Annotated in this window: 16 protein-coding genes, 1 tRNA gene and 6 pseudogenes; 14 read left to right on the top strand and 9 right to left on the bottom strand. The window is 58.0% G+C overall.

Features of this window, described 5'->3' with window-relative positions:
- The coding region (locus AC0L3U_RS37285; RefSeq protein ID WP_473283734.1) for an aldehyde dehydrogenase family protein at nucleotides 1–404 on the bottom strand (404 nt) is incomplete at its 3' end.
- A 1,679-nt stretch (nucleotides 405–2,083) separates the two neighbouring features.
- Nucleotides 2,084–2,159: transfer RNA gene (locus tag AC0L3U_RS37280), tRNA-Ile, on the bottom strand.
- Between the two features lie 935 nt (nucleotides 2,160–3,094).
- Between AC0L3U_RS37280 and AC0L3U_RS37275 the strand changes: the two genes are divergently transcribed.
- Together AC0L3U_RS37275 and AC0L3U_RS37270 are read left to right on the top strand one after the other, a co-directional pair.
- Entirely contained in the window at nucleotides 3,095–3,364 is a 270-nt protein-coding gene (locus AC0L3U_RS37275) for a hypothetical protein (protein WP_259219457.1), read from the top strand.
- A gap of 400 nt (nucleotides 3,365–3,764) precedes the next feature.
- Nucleotides 3,765–4,037: a DUF3551 domain-containing protein gene (locus AC0L3U_RS37270; RefSeq protein ID WP_259219458.1), complete on the top strand. Its 273-nt coding sequence runs from the start codon at nucleotides 3,765–3,767 to the stop codon at nucleotides 4,035–4,037.
- A 478-nt stretch (nucleotides 4,038–4,515) separates the two neighbouring features.
- Here AC0L3U_RS37270 and AC0L3U_RS37265 read toward each other — a convergent pair whose 3' ends face one another.
- The 3 genes and pseudogenes from AC0L3U_RS37265 to AC0L3U_RS37255 all read right to left on the bottom strand — a co-directional run bounded on the left by AC0L3U_RS37265 (nucleotide 4,516) and on the right by AC0L3U_RS37255 (nucleotide 6,898).
- On the bottom strand, nucleotides 4,516–5,085 hold the full coding sequence (locus AC0L3U_RS37265) for an anthranilate synthase component II (protein ID WP_259219459.1): 570 nt from the start codon (nucleotides 5,083–5,085) through the stop codon (nucleotides 4,516–4,518).
- Nucleotides 5,082–6,476 carry an aminodeoxychorismate synthase component I gene (gene pabB / locus AC0L3U_RS37260; protein WP_259219460.1) on the bottom strand — a complete coding sequence of 465 codons (1,395 nt, stop codon included), beginning with the start codon at nucleotides 6,474–6,476 and terminating at the stop codon, nucleotides 5,082–5,084. Before pabB ends, AC0L3U_RS37265 begins: the two co-directional genes overlap by 4 nt.
- Before the next feature lie 140 nt (nucleotides 6,477–6,616).
- Nucleotides 6,617–6,898 (bottom strand): annotated as a pseudogene (locus tag AC0L3U_RS37255) (Dabb family protein).
- A 957-nt stretch (nucleotides 6,899–7,855) separates the two neighbouring features.
- On the opposite strand from AC0L3U_RS37255, the gene AC0L3U_RS37250 reads away from it, so the two are divergent.
- From AC0L3U_RS37250 to AC0L3U_RS37240, 3 genes are all read left to right on the top strand, one after another.
- Nucleotides 7,856–9,229, top strand: coding sequence for an L-serine ammonia-lyase (locus AC0L3U_RS37250; protein ID WP_259219461.1), 1,374 nt, complete (start codon nucleotides 7,856–7,858; stop codon nucleotides 9,227–9,229).
- A 91-nt stretch (nucleotides 9,230–9,320) separates the two neighbouring features.
- Nucleotides 9,321–9,557, top strand: coding sequence for a hypothetical protein (locus AC0L3U_RS37245; RefSeq protein WP_374762401.1), 237 nt, complete (start codon nucleotides 9,321–9,323; stop codon nucleotides 9,555–9,557).
- Nucleotides 9,442–9,828, top strand: a complete 387-nt coding sequence (locus tag AC0L3U_RS37240) for a dihydroneopterin aldolase (RefSeq protein ID WP_374762400.1) — start codon at nucleotides 9,442–9,444, stop codon at nucleotides 9,826–9,828. The genes AC0L3U_RS37245 and AC0L3U_RS37240 overlap by 116 nt, the downstream gene beginning before the upstream one ends.
- A 194-nt stretch (nucleotides 9,829–10,022) precedes the next feature.
- Here the strand turns inward: AC0L3U_RS37240 and AC0L3U_RS37235 are convergent, their stop codons facing one another.
- From AC0L3U_RS37235 to AC0L3U_RS37220, 4 genes are all read right to left on the bottom strand, one after another.
- On the bottom strand, nucleotides 10,023–10,199 hold the full coding sequence (locus tag AC0L3U_RS37235; RefSeq protein ID WP_259265536.1) for a hypothetical protein: 177 nt from the start codon (nucleotides 10,197–10,199) through the stop codon (nucleotides 10,023–10,025).
- Nucleotides 10,189–10,725: a hypothetical protein gene (locus tag AC0L3U_RS37230; protein ID WP_259219464.1), complete on the bottom strand. Its 537-nt coding sequence runs from the start codon at nucleotides 10,723–10,725 to the stop codon at nucleotides 10,189–10,191. Before AC0L3U_RS37230 ends, AC0L3U_RS37235 begins: the two co-directional genes overlap by 11 nt.
- A gap of 407 nt (nucleotides 10,726–11,132) precedes the next feature.
- Nucleotides 11,133–11,453, bottom strand: a complete 321-nt coding sequence (locus AC0L3U_RS37225; protein WP_259219467.1) for a Dabb family protein — start codon at nucleotides 11,451–11,453, stop codon at nucleotides 11,133–11,135.
- Between the two features lie 293 nt (nucleotides 11,454–11,746).
- Complete coding sequence (locus tag AC0L3U_RS37220) at nucleotides 11,747–12,250, bottom strand: GntR family transcriptional regulator (protein ID WP_374762399.1); 504 nt, start codon at nucleotides 12,248–12,250, stop codon at nucleotides 11,747–11,749.
- Between the two features lie 201 nt (nucleotides 12,251–12,451).
- On the opposite strand from AC0L3U_RS37220, the pseudogene bioB reads away from it, so the two are divergent.
- The 9 genes and pseudogenes from bioB to AC0L3U_RS37175 all read left to right on the top strand — a co-directional run bounded on the left by bioB (nucleotide 12,452) and on the right by AC0L3U_RS37175 (nucleotide 21,890).
- A pseudogene (bioB, locus tag AC0L3U_RS37215) lies at nucleotides 12,452–13,431 on the top strand (biotin synthase BioB).
- A gap of 51 nt (nucleotides 13,432–13,482) precedes the next feature.
- Nucleotides 13,483–13,836, top strand: a complete 354-nt coding sequence (gene panD, locus AC0L3U_RS37210) for an aspartate 1-decarboxylase (RefSeq protein WP_259219469.1) — start codon at nucleotides 13,483–13,485, stop codon at nucleotides 13,834–13,836.
- Between the two features lie 84 nt (nucleotides 13,837–13,920).
- Nucleotides 13,921–15,074 (top strand): annotated as a pseudogene (locus AC0L3U_RS37205) (8-amino-7-oxononanoate synthase).
- Complete coding sequence (gene bioD, locus AC0L3U_RS37200; RefSeq protein ID WP_259219471.1) at nucleotides 15,071–15,703, top strand: dethiobiotin synthase; 633 nt, start codon at nucleotides 15,071–15,073, stop codon at nucleotides 15,701–15,703. The pseudogene AC0L3U_RS37205 and the gene bioD overlap by 4 nt, the downstream one beginning before the upstream one ends.
- Nucleotides 15,700–16,961: pseudogene (locus AC0L3U_RS37195) on the top strand (adenosylmethionine--8-amino-7-oxononanoate transaminase). The gene bioD and the pseudogene AC0L3U_RS37195 overlap by 4 nt, the downstream one beginning before the upstream one ends.
- A gap of 1,194 nt (nucleotides 16,962–18,155) precedes the next feature.
- The gene (gene panB / locus AC0L3U_RS37190; protein WP_259219473.1) at nucleotides 18,156–19,028 is read left to right on the top strand and encodes a 3-methyl-2-oxobutanoate hydroxymethyltransferase; all 873 of its coding nucleotides are present in this window, start codon (nucleotides 18,156–18,158) and stop codon (nucleotides 19,026–19,028) included.
- A gap of 90 nt (nucleotides 19,029–19,118) precedes the next feature.
- Nucleotides 19,119–19,884 (top strand): annotated as a pseudogene (gene panC, locus AC0L3U_RS37185) (pantoate--beta-alanine ligase).
- A 459-nt stretch (nucleotides 19,885–20,343) separates the two neighbouring features.
- Nucleotides 20,344–20,544 (top strand): hypothetical protein, encoded by a 201-nt coding sequence (locus AC0L3U_RS37180; protein ID WP_259219476.1) that lies wholly within the window; start codon nucleotides 20,344–20,346, stop codon nucleotides 20,542–20,544.
- Nucleotides 20,545–21,117: 573 nt separating this feature from the next.
- A pseudogene (locus AC0L3U_RS37175) lies at nucleotides 21,118–21,890 on the top strand (polysaccharide deacetylase family protein).
- Nucleotides 21,891–22,952: the final 1,062 nt, after the last annotated feature.

Below are 22,952 nucleotides of genomic sequence, written 5' to 3'. Positions count from 1 at the left end.
TCGCGCAGCACCATGGCGGTGCCGACCGGTTCCTCGAAATGATAGTTCTTGAGCACGTCGAGCGTGGTCATGAGGTGACCAAGGCCGGCGCCGGCCTGGAGCTTTTCGGCCATCGGTAGCGGCGCGCCCATCTCGTCGGAGACGGCGGCCCCGATCTCCTTGAGACGGCCCTTGTAGATCTCGATGACTTTCGCCAGCAGCGCAACGCGCTCGTCACGGCTGGTCTGGGAGAACGTCACGAACGCCCGCTTGGCGGCGGCGACGGCTTTATCAACGTCGGCCTTGGAGCCCAGCGCAACCTCGTACATCGCCTCTTCCGTCGCCGGGTTGACCACGGCGGTGGACTTCTTGACGGCAGGATCGACCCAGGCGCCGTCGATGTAGAACTGCATGCGATTGACCATTGTGAACCTCTTCTTGGGAAGAATGGGAGTGGCGTTTAACGTCGCAAGCCCTCGTGACATTAGTGCGCGGTTAAGTGAAAAGGTGGCTTGTCACTGTGTAGCAGCCTAGTACCGAAATCGCCGCCGCACGATAAGATGGTTCTAAGAACTCCACCCCGTTCAGGTTTTATCAATCCGTCATTCCAAATCTAGCAGCCATGGCCCGCAGGGTGGCAGGATCTGACTAAAGCGGTCGGTTAGGGAAGTGTCGGGATGCCTACGGCAATGTCGGAACGTATGACCCAGAACGGAAATATGCGCCGGCACAGAACACAAGCGCAAAGGTGCGTGGCCTCACAACAATCCATTAGCTCTCACTACAGTAGAGAGACAGCACGTTGCTTTCGTGCGATCTTCCGGACAGTCCTGCAGGATTGCGGCTTCGTGAGCTATGTGAAAGTGCCATATCGGTCGCCGCCCGGCATGGTGAAGGGGCCGCAGACCCAGAAACTTTGACCGAGATAAAACATCGCATCATCTCCTGTCCTTCAGCAGGTGAAGGGAGCAGATGTCTTATGCGCCGCCGTCACTTTATTGTTGTGCTCACCTTCGTCGTCCTCGTTGGGGCAGGGCTGAGTTCGACCGCGGCTCCGCGGAATCATTCGGGATACGTCCCGCCGGCCCGACAGGACCTATTCTACTTGCAGGGGCAGATCGGGGCTATCCGGGCACTACCAGTTCTACCTCTGGTAAATGTATGGCCAGCCCAGGGACAAACGCCTATTGCGGAATGAACCCGGTCTACGCTGTCAAGCAACGTGCATGGCCACCGCTGAGAGGCTTGGACTTGGCCGAATGTCCTGTTGCCGCTAACGCGTTGCTGAGTGTACGAATTGCTGCCCACCATAACGAGCAGTCGTTGCAGTGGCTCGCATCCGTGGTTTGAACCAGCTACAAGATTCGCCTCCCACGATGCCAGTTTCGTCGCAAGCGGTGCGTTTCGCAAAGAGGTCCGCTCAGGGGCCGAGCCGATGGCGCCGGTGAACCGACCCATGCTGATCTCGAAAGATTTAGCAAAGAAATGAGCGGGTACTGCCTTGTGACCTGCCTTCTCCCCGGGGGGCCTTTATGCATTTCACTGTGGTGGTTTCACTGCCGATTCGCCACAAATGAACGGCGGACCAAATTCGATAGAAAGGTTCCGCGCCGAAGCTGATATCCGAATGTTTTCGAAGCCCAGCCGCCGCGCGCTGCCCTACGCGGCTGTGTCCATGCGCTCGCATTGACCTTTCGGCCTGCACGACCAACCCTCATCCCCGACGGGCGTGAAAGGTGGAGCTTTTTGCGACGAAATCAGGGACAGGGAAACGGCGGTCAACTGCCACAAGAGCGGCTTTGACCTTCGGAGTCTGCCAGCCCAAGAAAATACCATTCCCAGAGATTGACCTGTATGATCGATGAAGCGTGCCAAGTGACCGGCTTGGGGCGCACGAGACTCTGTGAGTCGATACGGACGGACAGCTCAGGACGAGAACGACCGCGCGTTGGCGACTGTGCTTGTGCGCTCACTTCAAGCATTGCTCGGCGTGTCCTCAACAGCAGGAGAGGTCCGCTATCGCTTTCGAGCCGCTTTATGATTCTGTTGGGAGTCGTATCGAGAGCTCGCACCAGCCGCCACCACCACCAACAACAAGCGAAACTGGTGGGCCTGCCTGGAGTCGAACCAGGAACCAGACCGTTATGAGCGGCCGGCTCTAACCATTGAGCTACAGGCCCGGCCGCCGATCCGCGGCTGGTGGTGCGCGGCTCGTCTGCAGGATGGCTGTCAGAGCAACACTAAATTGCCAGCGTTGACATCAGGCCTTAGCTCATCTCCACTTAGCAGAACACGCCAACCCTGCGGGTAGTGTTTTGCATCGCTCCAGCAGGGTTCGTCCGAGTTTCATCTTCACGGTGCATGCGCGCCTGCAGAGTGGCCCTTTGCTGCTATTTGCGAACATTTCCCGCACGTGGTATCCCGCATCGAAGCTGACTGCATAAACGTTTCAACTTAGATCATGTGCTCGGCTGATACAGCGGCTTAAAATTGCTGAAGCACGAGCCGAGTCGCTTTCTTCTTACCTTACGTTCAGCGCCGGGACACTACGCTTATGCTGAAAATCGCGCCGGATCGCGGCGGTGTCGGCTATTCCCGAGCGCCCGCGCCGCCCGACATCCCAGCAGATGCTCGGCTATTTGAAGTGCGGCGCGCTGCTCCTCATCCCGTAGTGGCGGGAATGCGGAGACTAGAGGGACCGTCCAGAGTTCGATGGAGTGGGGCAACTCATTCTGGAGGCACCGAGCCCACTCATCGCGAATAGGTGCCAGCGGGCAACTTCGTCCTGCGCCAACGACGGCTTACAGAGCCTGACTCAATTCTTTTCGGGGTACCGACCCTGTGCCCGCACCGGGAATTGCAGCCACGCGGGGACAGACAGTCGATATTTCGCCGAGTTGAATGAGGTCCGCAAGAGCCGCGTTAAGCTTTCTGAAACGTAAAACTGGGAAATGACGCCCTTTCAGATTGGAATGGTTGTCGCCGGGGCTGGACTGCATTCATTCAGGATAGGCATTTTGAACCCGAAGGGCCGCCGGCGACGTTGTCGGCGGCCTTTTTCAGGGATAAGCAGATAGGATCAGGCTGGCCAACAGGCGGTGCCGCGGGGGCATTTATGCATCATTGGAAGAAGGAACTCGACGCGCTCGTCGCCGAAACGTTAGCCTTCACCAAATCGCTGAAGGTGCAGATCGAGCTGCCCAGGCCCGAGTCGAAGAAAGTCGTCGACCCGAGTGACCTCACTCTGCCCGACTATGGCGGCAGCGAACGAGATGAGATCAGGAAGCGGGTCGAGAGCTTCAAAGAACAGCAAGTGCGCTTTATGCGCGAGCGTGAAGAGTATGCTGAGTTACTGCTGCGCCGAATCAGGCCGATCACGAAATGAGAGCTCAAGCTCACTGAATCTTCGTGAGCCCTACCGGGCTCCCTCAAGTTGCTCATGTCAAGCGATGCGCGCTCGCGAGGTACCTGATGGCCGATGTTCCACTTTAGCTTGTTGCTAAGCGCGCCGTTCTGCGGCCGTCCCGAAACCGGCTTATTGCGCCAGTGCGAGAGGGCTTAGGCTCCCTCGCCATAGGATTTCCGCCCCACGCACGCTCCTCACGCTTGAAAAATGCAATCCATTCTAGAATTAGCAGGAATGCTGCTCCAAACTCACAGCGCCCGGCGCTTGAATAGTTCGGAATGCGATCGGCGGAACGGATTACGAAACGTTTTGCTATTGACGAGGATCAAAACGTCAGTTCTAGATTTTCTATCCTCCCAAGGCTTAACGAGGCTAGATCATGCGCAACCTTTTCTTCGTCGGTGTGCTTGCACTTCCCATGCTCGTAGGCTTTGGATCGCCTTCGACCGCCGCTCCGCGCGGTCGTTCTTTCCTCCCACCGCCTCGGCAGGACGTTTGTTGCCTGCAGGGACGCACCTGGGGATATCCGGGCAATTGCCAGTTCTCGACCTATGACCAGTGCATGGCAACCGCATCCGGTACCTTATCCTATTGTGGGCTGAATCCGATCTACGCATTCCGGCGACGAGGAGGGCATGGCGCGGATGTGTGATCGTCGAGAGTGATCGATGCATCCCTTTTTGATCATATCAGTGGATACGTCCGCTGTGCAGGTTGAGCGTCGAGCTTCCGCCTGGTTGGACGTCACCAATAAGTACGCTCGCGTTCTCTTTTGATCAGGAGCCAGGCAACACGATTGGGACGCGACGGCTGAACGGCGTCACGTATAATCGGGCATCCATTGCACCGGCACCGGCCTCAATCACGGGCGACGTAGCTGTCAGCACCGGTCGAACCTCCCTTGACCTCGTGTCGTCTCACGTCCGCGCATGCGGCATTGATAACTCTAGGGGCCGCAAGCCATAGCGACCTTGCCATTGCCCGCGCGGACGTCGATTCAGTTGGCGGACGAACGTCAAGGCGTCATCGATTGGCGCCTTGGCCGTCCCCAATGATGTAGCGACCCTATGCTTTGGATTCTCGTAGCTGCAAGACGTCCTCCCGCGTGCCAGATCCACTACTTAGGAAGCCTACCCGGCTCGCAGGAAGTTCCTGAGCAGCGCATAACCTTCCTGCGTCAATATCGACTCCGGATGGAACTGAACGCCATAAGTTGGGTGATGATGATGTGCGACGGCCATGATCTCGCCTTCGCCCGAGCGGCCCGTCACAGCAAGATGTGGCGCGCGTAACTCATCGAGCTCTACAATAAGGGAATGATAGCGCCCTACGCGCAATGGCGAGGGAAGTTCTTTGAACAGGCCGCGTCCGTCATGTGTTACGTACGAGGACCGGCCGTGCATAGGGCGACGTGCACGTGTCACGCGTCCGCCAAAGACGGTCCCGATACACTGGTGTCCGAGGCAGATGCCGAGAATTGGGACGCGGCCGGAAAGCTCACGAACCACGGAAGTAGATATTCCGGCTTCCATCGGCGTGCCCGGGCCGGGGGAGATAACAACTGCGTCCGGCTTAAGGCCAGCAAGATCGCTGACGCTGATCATGTCGTTCCGAATTACCTCCGTCGCTTCACCCAGCTTGCGGAAATAGCGTGCAATGTTGAAGACGAATGAGTCGTAGTTATCGATGATAACGATCAAGATACACCGAAAGAATCAGCATGAAATGCGTCAAAGATCCGCTGCGCTTTGGCGAGAGTCTCCTCGTATTCTGCCTCTGGTTTCGACATTGCAGTTATGCCGCTACCAGCGTGAAACGCGGCGAGTCCGTCATCGATCGTAACAGTGCGGATCGCTATATTTGTGTCCATGTGTCCGTTGAAGCCGATGAAGCCGATTGCCCCGCAGTAAACGTTTCGTGCCACACCTTCGATTTCTGTGATGATTTGCATCGCTCGGACCTTCGGTGCCCCGGTAATGGAGCCGCCGGGAAAGCAAGCTCGAAGGAGGGATACGGCGTCTTGGTCTGAGGCAATCTCGCCCGTAACGACGGACACGAGGTGGTGCACCGAGGCATACGTTTCGAGTTCGCACAACGCTGAAAGTTCAACCGATTCCGCAGTGCAAACACGTGATAGATCACTACGCAAAAGATCGACGATCATCGTGTTTTCAGCGCGATCCTTTTCGGACGCCAGAAGGAACTGAGCGCGACGCTGGTCTTCCCTGAAATCGGCGGATCGCGCAATCGTGCCCTTGATGGGGCGCGTTTCGACCTGTTGTGCGTCAAGCTTCAGAAACCGCTCCGGCGAACTCGACGCAATGGTCAGCTTGCCGTAGCGTAGCAAAGCGGCAAAGGGAGCGGGATTTAATGATCGTAGCCGGCAGTAGAAGGCGATGGGATCGAACGAATCGGCAAGCCTAGCGCTGAAACGCTGCGCAATATTCGCCTGGAAGACATCCCCAGCCAGAATCAAATCGATAACACGCTGTACGGCCGCAGTGTAACTTTCACGGCTGAAGCTCGAATGCCATGTGCCCAATATGCTGAGGGAGTTACTCAGCGGTGCCTCTGGACCGGCAAGCAGCGCTGCAAACTCATCCGCTCGGCGGCGTGCGCGCTCGCCCCGCCGCGCAGGATCACGCTCCGGCCATCCGGTAGAAACGATCCAGCATCTGTCGTCACGATGATCGAAACTGACGACCACGTCATATAGATTGAGGATGGCCTGCGGCAGACTTTGACCAAGGATTGTAGGTGCCGGCAACCGCTCCAATGTCCTGTTCAGATCATAGCCAAAGAACCCGGCCGCGCCTCCCTGGAAGGGAGGGAGATCGGGGCGATGCTCTTGCGGAAAGCTCGCGAGCAGGGTGCGGAGGGCTCCCCATGGATCGCGATCGAGAGCCCATTCATTGCAACTCGCCTGGCCATCCTTGACCACATAAGTGATGAATGGGTCGCAGGCCAAAAATGAGTAGCGTCCAAGTGATTCATGCCTCGCGGCGCTATCGAAGAACGTAAGGTGCGCTCGACGCGCCAGGCGCCGCATCGCGCTGACGGGCTCGATCCACTGTAGTTCGCGGACGTGCATCGGGCTGCCAGTTAGCGACGGCGGGCGTGGTGTTGAGAGGCGCGCTGTTTGAGATCCTCGCCCAGGCGAAAGACCCAAGAGGTCCTGAGATCCATTGCCAGTTTGACCCTTACTTGTGCACGTGGTGCGCGCAGTCGCCGTTATGACTTGAGAGTCAACGCGCACCGCGCGTCAGACGATACGTTGTAATCAGCCGCGAAACGTTTTCTGAGTAGTCGTACTCGCCTAAGTCGCTTCCCGGTAGAGATCATGCGCCCTGTAAGCTGCGAGCTCCGTCTCGTTGTCGAACTCACCATAGACCACGACATCAATATCGGTCCCGAGCTGGTCCGTCTTGCAGTTGCGGGCGACCTCTGTCCGGCTTGCATGTGGAATTGCGGTGAGCCTAGGCCTTCGACAATCTGGTCGATGTGACGAATCATGTATGGCCGTAAATTGTGCTATCGGTAGTGGGCACATAGTTATCTTCGGATCGAGCTTGGTGCAAGGCATGCAATGTCATCCCACTCGCGCGATTGAAGCGCGAAGTGTGCTTCCGGCAAGGAACCCAAACGCAACGGTTGCCCAGCGTTTGTGTCCTCTAGTTTGCGGTCGCCTCACTTTGGCGCGCCCCCATTTCCTCGAAATTCTGCGCCTGATTGGTAGCTTTGAACGATCGCACTCGCACGAATTGTCTCGACAGCTTCGCCGGGCGATAAGCTGCGCATCCTGACAATCGAACGCAGAATTGCGGAATTGTTTGGTCCGAAATCAGCGAACTTCGCCTTCAGACCGCATTACTGTTGGCTTACAGGAATGGCTGGGTTGTCGCCTGAAGTTGAGCTCACACGAGTTGGGTGGCAGACCTCGTTTGGGGATGGTTTCGTTGTGGACGACGGCGTTGTCGAGGAATGTCTACTGACCCGCTTTCACGTAACAATCGCAGCAGCCGGAGTTGCTCGTGTCATTCGCATTCGTGGAGGACCTTCTGCAGACGAATGACCTCAACCACCCAGAGATCAGCCCTAAACGCCGTCCAAGCTTCGAACGCCTGCAGGTTCGAGAGGCCATAGTGCAAAATCCCGACATGCCGCCGGTCGCTTTGCCAGAGATGAGTGTCCGTAAGGGGCCAATTTGCGAAATCCCGACGCCGTTGTTCCGTGTCGTATACGGGAGAACTCGGGTTCGAAGCAAACATGCCGATGGGATACGGACGCGCGTATGAGAAGCGATCTATGCGGCAGGAAGGACATGCGGTGTCGCCCACCCTTCGCGCCCGGCCGGAGCAAGATGTTTTTCAAGGCCAGTGTGGCGCTCGTTTTCAACCTGTGTCTGGAGTCCTCTGGACGAAGCTTGCCAGAAAGTCTCGTCCGATCACCCGACGTGATCGAGCAAAATCGATGATCGGAATTTTCGAGCTCTTCAAAGTCGGTATCGGACCATCGTCCTCCCATACGGTCGGCCCCATGAAGGCAGCGGCGCATTTTGTCCAACGCGTGGGGCTTGCCGGACTACTGTCGCGAGTTGCTCGCGTCAGAGTCGACCTGTACGGTTCGCTTGCCTGGACAGGCAAGGGACACGGTACCGACAAGGCGGTCATACTCGGCCTCGCTGGCGAGCTTCCGGAAACGGTGGACCCCGACGAGGCCGACAGGATTGTAGCTACAGCACGATCGGAGCGAACGCTACGTCTTGGTGGAAGTCATTCAATCGCCTTTGAGTTGGAATCCGATGTCGTATTCGATGGCGTCACTCCGGCAGTTCATCATCCCAATACCCTGGCATTAACGGTGGTGAATGCGGATAGGCAACCGCTTCATCACGAGCGATGGTGCTCTATAGGTGGTGGTTTCGTTGTCTTGGAAGACGATATCGGGAAGCCCTTGGGGCACTCCGAGGACGAGGTGCCATATCCATTCAGATCGGGGCGCGATCTTCTCGCGATGGCTGCTTCAGCGCGTATCTCTATCGCAGACATGGTGATGGCGAACGAACTATCGCGACTGCCTCGCGAAGAAGTGGAAGCCAAGCTCGATCAGATAATTCAAGTCATGATGTCGTGCATCGATCGCGGCATGGCCACTGATGGCAACCTTCCTGGCGGGCTCGAAGTGCGGAGGCGAGCACCCTCGCTACATCGACGACTTCGGGAAGCCTCCAGTTCGAACAATCGGGCTCAGCATGCCATGATGGACTGGGTTAGCCTCTACGCGATCGCGGTCAATGAGGAGAACGCTGCCGGGAGCCGTGTAGTTACGGCGCCGACGAATGGTGCCGCCGGCATAATTCCTGCAACTCTTCGCTATTTCCGCGATCACTGCGATGAAGCAGACCCCGACGGACTGCGCAGGTTTCTATTAACGGCTTCTGCCATTGGGGCGCTTTTCAAGATGAATGCGTCGATCTCTGGCGCCGAGGTGGGGTGCCAGGGAGAGGTAGGTGTCGCCTGTTCGATGGCTGCTGCCGGGCTGGCTGCGGTCTTGGGGGGGACAAACGAGCAGATTGAGAATGCCGCTGAGATCGGCATGGAGCACCACCTCGGGATGACGTGTGATCCCATCGGTGGGCTCGTTCAGATTCCCTGTATCGAGCGTAACGCGTTTGGCGCGATAAAGGCAATCAGTGCTGCCTCTCTCGCTCTTCAGGGAGACGGGAAACACGTGGTGTCTCTCGATAAGGTGATCGCAACGATGCGAGAGACAGGCAGAGATATGCAATCGAAGTACAAGGAGACCTCGCTCGGAGGTCTCGCTGTCAATCTGGCTGAATGCTAAGTCATGGACGGGCTGGAGTGGCTTGCGCACGAGCACAGGCTGCGCTTTCGCGCTCTGGACTTTGCGAAATGGGAACGCAGGGGCGTAACTTATGGCAGACATGGCCCGTTCCGCCGGTCTTGTCGAAGGAGTGGTGCATCCATCGCCGTTCCTAGTAATGTCGACGACCCACAAGACAGTGCGCGGCCCAGGCAGTGGACAGGTGTGCCGAGTTGTCTCTCGAGGTAGACAAGATATTTCTGCGGGGTCTGGGGGGGCATGCGCAAATCGGTCCGCCTGGCGGAGTGGCTTTGCAGTTCCTCGAAGTAGACTTGGAGATGTCGATTGATTTGGCTAGCGCGGCGTCCAGCGATAATCTGTCGGACACTGCGAATTATGCCGAATTGGCCCGTGAAATCTCAGACGTTCTCGTTAATTCACGCCATTCAAACCTGCCGGAAGCAGCGGCAGCTGTGGCGCTGGCCATCCTTGTATTTGAGCCGCGGGCGCGCGAAGTTTCGCTGACTGTTCGCAACGCCAGCGTAGCGTTGGCCGATGCGATACAAAAGATCGGAGTGTCGGTTGCAAGGCGTCAGGGTCCGGACAGTCTACGCAAGTGAATTAGGGAAAAGGCGCGGTGGCCTACATCCGCGGCAAACCCGGCCACGACCACGATCAGCGACAAGGCCGCGCCATGCCCGCTGGATCACGTAAATCGTCAGTTCAAGGCGACAAGGGGCGGCCAGCGTGACCGTCGAGCCGCTTCGGGCGCTCAGGCGACTTGAACGCCTTCACCCCGCCCGCCACCAAGTAGTCATTCACCGCGTGATGGCTGCACCCCAGCTGCCGCGCAATCCGCTTCAGACCCCACCCGCACGCCCTCCTGCGCGCTTCCCTTGATCAACATCACCTTCTTGGGATCGAGCCAGTGGTCGATCCTGCCGCGTTTGACCTTCTCCACCTTCTTCTTCGCGAGCCACTCATCGGCCAATTGCTCGAAAGGCCGGGCGGCCGCCAGCCTGTGCTTGTCGAGCTGCTTCTCGGTGCTCGGGTCTTTCCTTCCTTGAGCAGGTCTTTGGCCTTGTCGCGCTCGCGCCGCGCGTCGGCGAGCGAGAACTTGCCATCCTTGCCGTTGCCGTAAGGGCCGATGGAGTAGGTTTTCTTACGGCTGTGGATGCGATAGCCATCCGCCAGAGCTTGGAGGCAGCGTTGCCGGGCCTGCTCTGGTCCGGCGTGACGAAGAGGTAGAGACCGCCGCCGGTCACATCGGAAATCGTGGCGGGGCTCCACGCGCCCTTATCGTATTTTGGTCGGGCGCCGTGGCAGTCGACGTCGGTCCTGATCAGTTTTAGGTTGGCGCACGCGCCATCGTTCTTGCGGGCCATCTGCTCAATTCCTGCGTCCGGAATAGCGAAAGTCGTCGTGAACGTTTGTTCTCTCGATACCAACACGATACCAACAAAAATACCAACAAACCGGGCGGCTGCGATCGGATGAGAACAAACGGTCACGAACACCGATGTACGCGGAATGGCCTATTTCCGGGGGTGTCGGTCACGGCGCGGACGGTTGCGAACGCTTTAGAACGGGCTTGAACAGCTTAGTTGGTGCCCCTCCGTGCAACTCGCCTGTCCGTCCTTGACCATATAAGTGATGAATGGGTTGGAGCCCAAATATCTAGTGATTCATGCCTCGCCGCGCTATCAAGGAACGTTAGGTGTGCTCGACGCGCCAGGCACCGCATCGCGCTGGTGGGCTCGATCCAATTTGTTCGCGGAAGTGCATCGGGCTGCCAGTTCTCGACGGCGGACCTGTTGTGAGGCTCGCCTTCGTTGTGATCCTCGCCCAGGCGAACGACCTACGACGTCCTGAGATCGGTTGCCAGTTTGACCCTGACCTGTGCACGTGGTGTGCGGAGTCGTCCTTATGGCTTGCGAGTTGACGCGCACCGCGCGTCTGAGGATACGTTGTAGTCAGCTGCGAAACGGAGTTCTCTAAGTGGTCGTACTCTCCTTATCGACTCCTGGTACAGATCATGCGCCTTGTAAGCTGCGAGTTCCGTCTCGTTGTCGAACTCACTATAGACCACAACGTCGACATCGTTGCCGAGCTGGTCGGTCTTGCGATTGCGAGCAACCTCGAGCCGGCGTGCATGTGGGATTGTGGTGAGTACCGACAGGCCTTCGATAATTTGGTCGATATGGGCCTCATCCTTTGAGGTGAACAAGACGATGTGACGAATCATGGATAGCCCTTTGTGATATCGGAAGTAGGTCGCATAACTACCTTTGGATCGAGGCGCGCAACGCTATAGCCGCCTGCTATGTCGTTCGGCAAGGCGCTCTGTGGTTTGACGCCCTTGCGACGGTCCGCGGTTTTCAACGAATCTCATCAGATCTTATTTCTGCTCGGGAAGAGGGAAGGGCAAGGCGCTCAATCGTTTGAATGTGGCGTGCGAGCAGGTTACAGGCTTGATCGACCTTGCGCGCTCGCAGTGCCTGCAGAATCATGCGGGTGACCCTCGCTGGACCGTGGTCGTCAGCCGACGCTTCGCGCCATCGCGAACACCAATCGTGAATTTGCAAGTTGTAGTCCGCCAAGGCTCGCGAGCAGGCGCGGCATCGAGCGGGGCGCCACCAGCGCGTGGTGAAAGCCGCGGTTCGCCGTCTCACTCCTGAATGGTCTGGGCATTGTCTGCTTCAACCAGGCGAGCTCGATCCGTGCCAAATGGGCGGATGTGAGTTTTAGAGCTGCATTGCGCAACGCGACCACTTCGAGCGCAGCACGCATTTCCGCGAGCTCCTTCACTGAAATAGTGTCGAGCGGGGAAACCCGCACACCGCGATGGGGCACAGCGACGACAAGATGTTGGGCCTCCAGTTGCCGAAAAGCCTCGCGCACCGGGACGTGGCTGGAATTGAATTCCCGCGCGACATGGTCCTGCCGGAGTGGGGCGTCTGGCTGCAGCGCGCCGCTGATGATGCGCTCACCGATTGACTCCGCAATGCGCACCGCAATCGTCGTGTTCTCGTCAGTCATCATAGATTATCTATCATTGCCCCGCCGTGAAGAGCGGCATAAGGCTCACTAGTTTCGCAGAATTTCTGCAATTCGTTCAGACTTTCGCGGTCTTTGGGCGTCGGCATACGATTATGTTGCACGTCGAAGAGGCAAAACGCGGGAACGGGTGGCCACAGAGTAGATAATCGTGCAGATTATCTATTATAAGAAGGCGAGACTTGAGTGGAACGGAAAGACAGGGGCAACAGCGCGCCGGTCCGCCATGACTGGCAGCGCGCCGAGGCCCAAGCACTCTATGGCCTGCGGTTTGCCGACCTGATGTTTCAGGCGCAGAGCGTTCATCGCAAGAACTTCGATCCAAGCCACGTCGAAACAGCAAGCCTGCTCAGCATCAAGACGGGTGGCTGTCCGGAAGACTGCGGCTATTGCTCGCAGAGCGCGCATTTACGACACCGGCCTGAACGCGACCCGCTTGATGGATCGCGCCGACGTCGTCGTCACCGCGCAAGCCGCCATGGACGCCGGCGCGAGCCGCTTCTGCATGGCCGCAGCCTGGCGCAGTCCAAAGGGACCGCGATCTCGATCAGGTCTGTGACATGGTCAGCGCGGTCAAAGATCTTGGCATGGAAACCTGCGTCACACTCGGCATGCTGACGCCGAAGCAGGCTGCACGGCTCTCCGAGGCCGGGCTAGAGTTCTACAACCACAACGTCGACACGTCGCCGGCGTTCTACGGCAAGATCATCACCACCCGCACCTTGCAGGATCGCATCGCGACACTTGCCCGTGTGCGCGAGGCCGGCATCAAGGTCTGCTGCGGAGGCATTGTCGGTTTGGGCGAGCTCCTCGAGGACCGGCTCGGCATGCTCGTGCTGCTCGCCAATCTCCGTAAGCATCCAGAAAGCGTGCCGGTCAACCTGTGGAACGAGGTCAAGGGCGTGCCGGTCAATGAAGCCGCGGAGCGTCCCGATCCGATCGCGCTGGTGCGCCTGGTTGCGACCGCCCGAATCATGATGCCGAAGAGCGTGGTGCGGTTGTCCGCTGGACGGCAGTATATGACCGATGAATTGCAGGCGCTGTGCTTTTTGGCCGGCGCGAGTTCGATCTTTATCGGCGATGTGCTTTTGACCACCAAAAATCCGCGGCAAGACCGTGACGCGAGTCTGCTGAACCGGCTCGGCATCACGTCCGGGCTTACCTGAGTGAAACAGACCAACGAGCACGCCGTGCGCAAATTCCAGTTTAGGTGAGAAATGCAGATTACGTTGATGAAAGGCAAAATCCATCGCGCCTCGGTGACCGAAGCCGATCTGCACTATGAAAGCTCGATTTCGATTGATCGTGCGCTGCTGGACGCGGCAGGATTCCTTATCAACGAACGCGTCGAGATTCACAACATCGAAACGGGATCGCGGTTCGCCACTTATGTTATGGAAGCGCCCCGCGGATCGGGCACCATAGATTTGAGCGGTGCGGCTGCGCGACTCGCGATGCCCGGAGACAAAATTATTATCGTTGCATATGCGTCCTTTGACGAAGCGGAAGCGAAAATCTTCAGACCCTGCGTTGTGGTGGTTGACCGAGAAAATCGCATACTATCAGGTTGAAAGCCAAGAACCCGATGCTGAAGCTTGTGTTCTTCGCAGCGATCAAATGTTTCCCGAGATCTACCGCTACTGTGCGAGTGAAGAATGAATTCCATCCACGGGGTCAAAGTTGGCGACTATGTCGCTGCCTTGCATGCCCTGAAGGAAGACAACCGACTGCGTGGCCTCGAGCCGCGCGCAGGGATCGACTTCGCATCGAACGATTATCTGGCGCTGGCGAGCGCGCCGCGCATGAAAAAGGCTGTTTACGCCGCGCTAGAAGCCGGCACACCGATCGGAGCCGGCGGGTCGCGGCTTCTGCGCGGCAATTGCGACGAACACGAAACTCTCGAAGCAGAAGCGGCTCAGTTCTTTGGGGCGGAGACGGCGCTTTTCTTTGGTGGCGGGTATATCGCAAATTTTGCTGTCCTAACAACGCTGCCACAGCGGAGCGATTTGCTTGTTCTCGATTCTCTGGTGCACGCAAGTATTTATGAAGGCGCGCGAGCTGGCCGGGCCGAGTTTCAGATAAGCGACCATAACGACGCCCAGTCGGTCGAGGACACAATTCGTGACTGGCGGGCCGAGGGCGGAACGGGTCGCGTCTGGATCGTGGCCGAAAGTCACTACAGCATGGATGGCGATTTCGCCCCGCTCGAAGGCCTGGTCGCGATCGCGGACCGGTACGACGCGTTCCTGATTGTGGATGAGGCTCATGCCACAGGCGTTTACGGAGAGCGGGGACGAGGGCTCACCGCGCCCTATGAGGGACGCGACAATCTCCTGGTCATTCATACCTGCGGCAAAGCGCTCGGTGCGGCAGGTGCACTTGTCACTGCCTCCGGCGTGCTACGCGACTTTATGGTCAATCGCTGCCGTCCATTTATCTTCGCCACCACCCCCTCACCGCTGATGGCTGTCGCCGTGCGGGAGGCACTCTTCATCCTGCGACATGAACCTGAGCGGCAGCAGCGTCTGGCCAAGCTGGTCGCATTCACGCATGGAAATGGGTTTGCGCGGTTGGCGACGTCCTTCGGCCTCGCAGATTGTGCCGTATATCGTTGGCGACAACGCACGAGCGATGCGGCTCGCGTCAAGACTGCAGGCTCGCGGGTTCGATATCCGAGGAATCCGGCCGCCAACCGTGCCGGGCGGACACGGCGCGTTTGCGAATTTCACTGACGCTCAACGTTGGGGAGGATGACGTGCGTGCAATGCTCGATGCTCTGTTCGAGGAGACCAGAGGTGAAACGCGATGAGGCAGCAGATCGTGGTCACAGGCACAGATACCGGAATCGGGAAGACGGTGTTTTCCGCGGGACTCGCCGATCTCCTCGGCGCGAACTATTGGAAACCGATTCAGGCCGGCCTCGAAGGAGAGACTGATGCCGAGCTCGTCGCGCGACTGGGCAATCTCTCGTCCGATCGCATCGTGCCGGAGCGTTATCGCCTTCAAACGCCCGTTTCGCCCCATCATTCCGCTGAACTTGACGGAATTTGCATTGAGCCAGATTTGCTCGATGTGCCGGACACCGGGGATCGACCGTTAGTGATTGAGGGCGCTGGCGGCTTGATGGTCCCGCTGAGGGGCGATACACTCTACATTGATGTCTTCGAGCGATGGCGGCTTCCGGTCGTGCTTTGCGCGAGCACGGCACTGGGCACCATCAATCATTCGCTGCTGTCGATAGAGGCTCTGCGAAAGCGCCAGATCCCTATTCTTGGCATTGCCTTCATTGGGGAACCAAATGCTGAGACCCAGATCGCAATTCGGGAGATTGGGCGGGCGCGTTGGTTAGGGCGATTGCCCTGGCTATGTCCCCTCGCAGCAGACACGCTGCAGGCCGCCTTTAAAAGCTCGTTCCGTGCCGATCAATTCAAGCAATGAGGATGAAGCCGAAGTCGCCGATCTGGCATCGGTTCACACAACACGCTCACCGAGAGGAGATGACAAAAGTTATACGTGGAGATGGCGCCTATCTCCACACCGCTGATGGTCGTCGAATTATCGATGCTATATCATCTTGGTGGGTGGTGACCACGGCCATTGCCATCCACATATCGTGAGCGCCATCCAGAAACAGGCAGGCAAGCTCAACCAGATCATCTTCGCAGGCCACACCCACGAACCAGCTGAGGAGGTTGCAGCACTGCTTTTGAAAGTTGCGCCCCGTGGACTTGAGCATGTCTTCTTTTCTGACAGTGGCTCGACCAGTGTGCAAGTCGCGTTAAAGATGGCGCTCGGCTATGGCACAACATCGGGAAGAGCGGACGTGCATCGTCGTGATGCGACATTCATACCATGGCGATACGATAGGGGCGATGTCGGTTGGCGCCCGTGGTGTGTTCAACGCGGCGTACAGGCCCCTGCTATTCGACGTTACGTCAATCCCGTTCCCGGCGAGAGGTCATGAACAGGCGACGCTCGATGCGCTCGAGTCTGTATGTCGCAACGAAGTTCCGGCAGCTTTTGTTGTGGAGCCTCTCATATTGGGGCGGGCGGGATGCTGATGTACCCAGCCTGGGCGCTAAGAGAGATGAGGCGTATCGGCGAGGCCTCGGACGTCCTGTTCATTGCCGACGAGGTCATGACGGTCTGGGGCCGCACCGGGACACTATTCGCCTGCGAGCAAGCTAATGTCACCCCCGATATCGCCTGCTATTCGAAGGGGCTCACGGGAGGGGCGCTTCCACTCGCGGTGACACTATGTCGCGCGGATATTTTCAACGCGCACTATTCGAAAGATCGGACGCGTACGTTCTTTCATTCGAGTTCATAGACGGCAAATCCAGTAGCCTGCGCCGCCGCAAAGGCCAACCTGGATCTCTGGCAAGATCCGGAATCTCGCCAACGCGTGGCGTCGGTTGCCACGATGCAAGAGCAGGCAATTGAGCCATTCCGCGCCGACCCGCGGTTTGCAAACGTCCGGCGGACCGGCACGATTACAGCACTCGATCTGAAAACGAAGGATGCAGGCTATCTCGCGGGCGTCGGTCCGAAGCTTCAGGCTTTCTTCAAAGACCGAAATCTGCTGCTGCGCCCGCTCGGCAATACGATCTATGTAATACCACCATATTGCGTCACAGGGGCAGATCTTGATGAAATCTACCTCGGCATCACAGATGCCGCCGATGCGCTAGCTTAAGGTGGTCTTGGCGCGTTCAGCGAGGGGGAATCCGAGGTTCGGACGTCGGGTTTTAGATTACCACCCTGACCGCGTAAAGGCAAACAGGGTGGTTCTGATAACTCCAGACGAGTTGCTGCAGCACATCGGCGCAAGTTGAATTCCGTCGAGGAAAGCTACCCGCGCGTTAGATTTGAGTGTCAACGCGCGATTCGTTACATTAACCAAGATCGAAATATCGTTACAGTCAATGGTTAAGACTTGGCCGGCGAAGCACGACGATGGAGCGTACCGCTTCACCAAGGAGGCGCAATTCAGAGCTCAAACTCTTGCGCCCGTGTCCTTACATGCCGCGAGACTAGGCATCGCCAGCGTCGCATTCACGTGCGGGCATGGTGCTGCAGCGAAGAAAAGGGGGCGATCCACCTAATGCCGACGGGAGGCGAGGAATGCGCAATAGCTCTCACAGTTCGCACCGGGGTTCAGTAAGGTGCTGCGCGATATGCGGTGGAAAGGTTCGGGTTGATCCGTTAATACTGCTGGCGAACGGCCCTTGGCTAAAAGAAGTGCGTCGACCGCTTCAAGCCGCGGCGGGAGTCCGGCCATAATGGTTTCGCTGGTTGCGAGCGGCTTAATACATGGCCTACCACTATACTCGTGACTCAAAGGACGCCGCGCGGCGACAGAACCTGCACCGATGTTCTCAGTCCTTAGGTCCGGGTTACGTGCGAGAGGTGGTAACGCGGAGAGGATATTGCAACTACGATTGTTATCGACGCTGCCACTTAACAGACATCGCCTTCCCGTACCTTACAGCGCGCCGATCCTGATTCCGACACGAAAAGATCTCGTCCCCCTTGGGCTCGCAGCTTTGCTGAGTGCGCTTCGTGCTGGTTTAGGTTGGGGAGGCCTCGATGTCATCGATCATCACGGCGGCGCGTGCCGGCGAACCGTCTGCGGCTAAGGGACCTTCCTCGGCTTAAGCTGAACCGGGTCGTGCGGTGTGTCTCAGCGTGACCTAAGGCCGCTCCGCATGAGGAAGAACGGCCGAGAAGTTGTTATTCGATGATCGCGCGATCATTGGACGTTTTGATGCGTCTGTCTCTGATCCTGGAGAGGTAAATTCCTTTTTTCCTCCTCCCCATTGACAGCTTTCTCTCGTTTTCCCAAGGAAGCGCCGACTCTAGGCATGCGGGGGCGGATCGGGGATCTAAGATGAGCCGAATTTCAGAGCCGCCTGTTGAACGCGTCACGATTCCAGTCCTGCAGCGATGGAAGGAGGAGGGGCGTCGTATCGCAATGACCACCGCTTACGACGCGGTTACAGCACGCATCGCCGATCCGATCGTGGATGTCGTCCTTGTCGGGGATAGCGTTGGAAACGTCTGTCTTGGATTTGATAATACATTGCCAGTCAGCATGGCGATGATGAACCATCACCTCGAAGCCGTTGTACGCACAAAGCGTCGTGCCTTGCTCGTGGCCGATATGCCCTTTCTTAGCTTCCATCTCAGTCCAGCGGAGACGATTCGTAATGCTGGAGGCTTCCTGCAGCGTGGCGCCGACGCTGTCAAACTCGAGGGGGGGGCCAAGCGTATCGAAATAGTGCGCGCCCTGATCGATTGCGAAATTCCTGTGATGGGCCATCTCGGCCTGACTCCGCAGAGCGTCAATGTCATGGGTGGGTTCAAGGTGCAGGGCCGGAAGGCCGATGACGCCTTGCGCCTGCTCGATGACGCCCACCGTCTACAGGAGGCCGGCTGTTTCGCTCTCGTCCTGGAGGGTATTCCGGGTGAGCTCGCGGCGCGAGCGACCGAATGCCTGAGGATACCGACCATTGGAATCGGTGCGGGTCCTGGCTGCTCAGGCCAAGTGCTCGTCTTTCACGATGTGCTGGGATTGACTGAAGGTCATCGCCCCAAATTTGTTCGCACCTATGCCAATGGTTTCCAGTTGTTGCAGGAGGCCCTGTCGCGTTGGGCTGCCGATGTTCGCAACGGTGCATTCCCGACACCGCAAGAGTCCTATCGGCTTCCTGAAGGCCTTCGCGACACGGTCGCGAACTGGATGCCCTCCAATCCAACCTGATGTGAAGCACAACATGCAAACGATCACGACGGTCGCAGAGCTTCATCGCGCGCTCGCAGAGCCGATAAACGCGTCGGACTTGTGCCAACGATGGGCTATCTACGCGACGGCCATCTGGCGCTGGTCGAGGCCAGCCGGACGCAATGCGACGTCACCGTAGTTAAGCATTTTCGTCAACCCCACTCAGTTCGGGCCAAATGAGGATCTCAGTACTTATCCGCGCGACTTCCTGCGCGATCAAGAGCTGTGTCGCGATGCCGGCGTTGCGATCGTCTTTGCGCCGGATATACAGAAGATCTATCCGGCTCAATTTGAGACCTTCGTCGAACCGGGCGAGCTCGCAAAACCAATGTGCGGAGCTTTCAGGCCTGGGCATTTTCGTGGGCTGGCGACTGTCGTTGGCAAGCTATTCAACATGGTGCAGCCGGATGTCGCGTTTTTTGGACAAAAGGATTTTCAGCAATGCGCGGTGGTGCGCCGCATGGCAATTGACCTCAACCTTCCAATTAAGATCGTCACCGTACAAACCGTCCGGGAACCGGACGGGCTCGCGATGAGCAGTCGCAACCGCTATCTAAGCGAGGCAGAACGTCGGCGCGGTCTTGCCATCAGCCGTGGGCTGTTCGCCGCAGCGGATAAGTTCCGCTCAGGAGAGCGCGACGTGGAGCAGCTGATTGCAATCGCAAAGGAGCGGTTGAATACGGTCGATCGACTGCAGTACCTTGAGCTTGTCGACGCTGATACGCTCAGGCCCGCCGAGAGTCCTCTGCGGCGTACCGCTGCACTATGCGCCGCAGCTTATGTCGGCTCGACACGTCTGATCGACAACGTGATACTGTCGTTGCCGACTCCTTAGCGCGACTCACAACTAAACGACTGAATAGTCTCAGAATACTGAAGTTTGCAGTGAATGGGTGTTTTCGTGGACGAACAGTTTTTGAGAGACCGGGCTCGGATTATTCGCGATCTAGCGGACAAGGCAGACCCCTTCATCAGAAAGAGACTGCTGGACCTGGCGGAACGGTATGACAGACGTATTAGCCGCCCATCTCAGGCAATGAAGATGGTGACCGCGGCGATTTCGCCGACCAGCACAAGCGCGTCATCCATGCGGTAAAGTCCATCGAAACGTAAGCGCGATCGCTGGACAGCCCCAATCGAACACCGACACAAGCCGAGAAGCAGAAAGAGAAGGTGGAGACCGCTCTGTGGCGGGGCGCGGCAGTCGCAGATTTCTTACCCGATCAAACACACTTGAACCGCGAAACGCGAAATGTGCATTATCTTCCTCACTAGGGATGGGGGAGATCTCCAAATGTTGGATGCCGCTACCACCGCGCTTCTGCGCGCGATCCTCGACGAGGTCTGCGAGAGCCTTTCCCCGTATGATACCGGCGCCCGCACTTACGTCGCCTCGAAGAATCTGGAAGCCGCCATCAGAGGTGAGACGACGCCCGACCGCCTCAAACAGATCGGCCGCGAGGCCCTTTCCGAAAGGCCGACCATGTGGAGGTAGGCCTAGACAACATGATGTTGGCACTCAGTTGAATTTCCAGATCACAGTTCTGAAGATCCTGGTGAGCTATCTAGACGAGGCACCGATGCTGAGCTTATTGCCGGTCAGTCGCTGTAATTGTCGATCGCTGGAGCGCCGTCGGCCCAAGCCGACAGTCGTGGGTGAAATCCGCCGACAAACGGCATCGGAACGCGGAATTCCGGCGTCAGTGCCGCGCCATTGCATTAATCAATATCGCCATATGGCTACTGTGTAGAGGCGAGCGTGGCCATTGGACGAGGCGAAGTTTTTGGAGGCCGGCAAAGTACAATGGTCTGCTAAATCAATTCCAATTGGACGACGCAGCAAATGATCTGGCTGCAGACAATCTGATGCGCTCGGGAGCGAAGTAGGCCGATCTGAGCACAGGTCCACTGCGACGGATCAGCTAGTCCGGAATGGAAAACGAGGTGGCTGAAGCGATCGGCATGGTGCAACTCCAGCCAGGACGGCAGGACTATCTTGTTTAAGGCCGCAACCAGACACCCGTCCGGACACGACCTTGATGGCAGATGTCTGCACGGATGGACCTTGCTGCTCGTGAGCGCCGCGACGGCGGTGCTTGCCGGCGTCACGGCTGCGGGCGCGGCCGACTGCCCGCGTAAGGACGCGCTCGGGACCTCGCGCGTGCTCGTCGTTGGCGCCAAGACTTATCCGCGGGTCGGACTGAAGAGCTTTGCCCAGACGCTGCCCTTGGCCGACCACGAAGTTGCGCTGACCTTCGACGACGGGCCCCAGCCGCCGTACACAGAAGAGGTGCTGTCGGCGCTCGCGCAGGAGTGCGTCCGAGCCACGTTCTTCCTGGTCGGCAAGTCGTCGGCCCAATTTCCCGAGCTCGTGCGGCGCGCCGCTGCGCAAGGCCACACCATGGCGCACCACACTTGGTCGCATTCGATGGCGTCGAAGATCAGCTTCGAGAAGGCAAAAGAGGACATTGAGCGTGGGATTGCGGCCGACGAAACGGCGCTCCATGGCGTATCGACGATGGCGCCCTCGACGCCGTTCTTCCGCTTCCCCTATTTCGACTCGAGCCCTAAGACGCTCGAGCTACTCCAGTCTCGGGGCATCGTCGTGTTCGGAGCTGACCTGTGGGCCAGCGACTGGGAGGAAATGACGCCAGACCAGGAGCTGAAGCTCATCACCAGCCGGCTGAATGCCGAGGGGAAGGGGATCATTCTGTTTCACGACGCCAAGGCACATACCGCCGCGATGATGCCCGCCTTCCTACGGTACCTGCACGACAACGGCTACCACGTCGTTCACATTGTCCGACGGCGCCGCTGCAGACGAATGCCGACACGCATTGATGGCGGAATGCCACGGCGGGCGCAGAATGCAGCAATCCCGAATCAAATGATGGAGGAGGAATCGCGCCTGAGCGGTTTCGGGCCCGCTCTGTCGTGGTAGGTTACTTCAGACGTCTACCCCATCCTTGCCGTTTGCGCGTTGGCAGGAGTGCTAGGCGCGCATAGCCCAGTATCTTCGTCGTGCAGCCTACCTGATTCTGGAATGGTAGAACCCTACCGCTTCATCGATGACCAGAGCCATCTTCTGCTGAAATGCTGCGACCGGCTCACGCTGTAACGCGTGTTCGCAAGCATTAGAACAGTCTTCCAACAAACAGATCGTAAAGTGATCCAAGTGAACGATAGAAACGATCTCGCGCGACACGGCCCAACGTGCTCTCAGAAAGCATTTAACGGCAATGCGATGGCAGGCCGTGAACCCGGCTCATCAGAACGGGACGTTGTCTATTCGAAGAACACGAGAGAAACCGGCCTCACTCGCGATCTCAACGACCAAGTTGTACGCTTTCGTCGGGCGTCTGTGATGTTCTTGATCGCGCCGTAACAAATGGCGCGCCCGATGAGAAATTAGAAAAACTGATTATCCAAACGCTACCAAAAACAGTGTGCTTTGGACTCGCGCATTCCACGAGTCTCTGAGACCATTGATCTCAGGCAATAGAGCCGGTCGAGGGGCGCTCATGATGCCCAACAACATCTTCGACAAGGTGAGTGATTTAGTTATTACCGCGGGCCGATGAGCGTTCCTTCCGCGACGCGCGCAGCCATTGCGATGGGACCGTCGAATGTGATTGCTCGAGACTTGATCCGGCAAATCGCTGGTCGCGCCGCTCGAGCTTTCTACGAGGGGGGAGTAGATCCAAATCCGTGAGCTCGTTCGCAAGCGGCAGCCTCGCTCCTGCAACGTCCGTGCATGAACACGATGGCGCCGATGTTGGCGACACCGCAAGTCTAAAGAAGAAGAGACGGCTCCGTGCGACCATCAGTAAGCATGCGGTGAGAACCGCGGGGCGGTCAATCAGGCTGCCTGATTGACTTGCTTATGTTGGTCTCGCCAATTCC

The organism is Bradyrhizobium sp. Kon69, from assembly GCF_055807515.1.
Note: the sequence above shows the minus strand (reverse complement) of the source record. Positions and strands in the feature narration are given on the sequence as shown.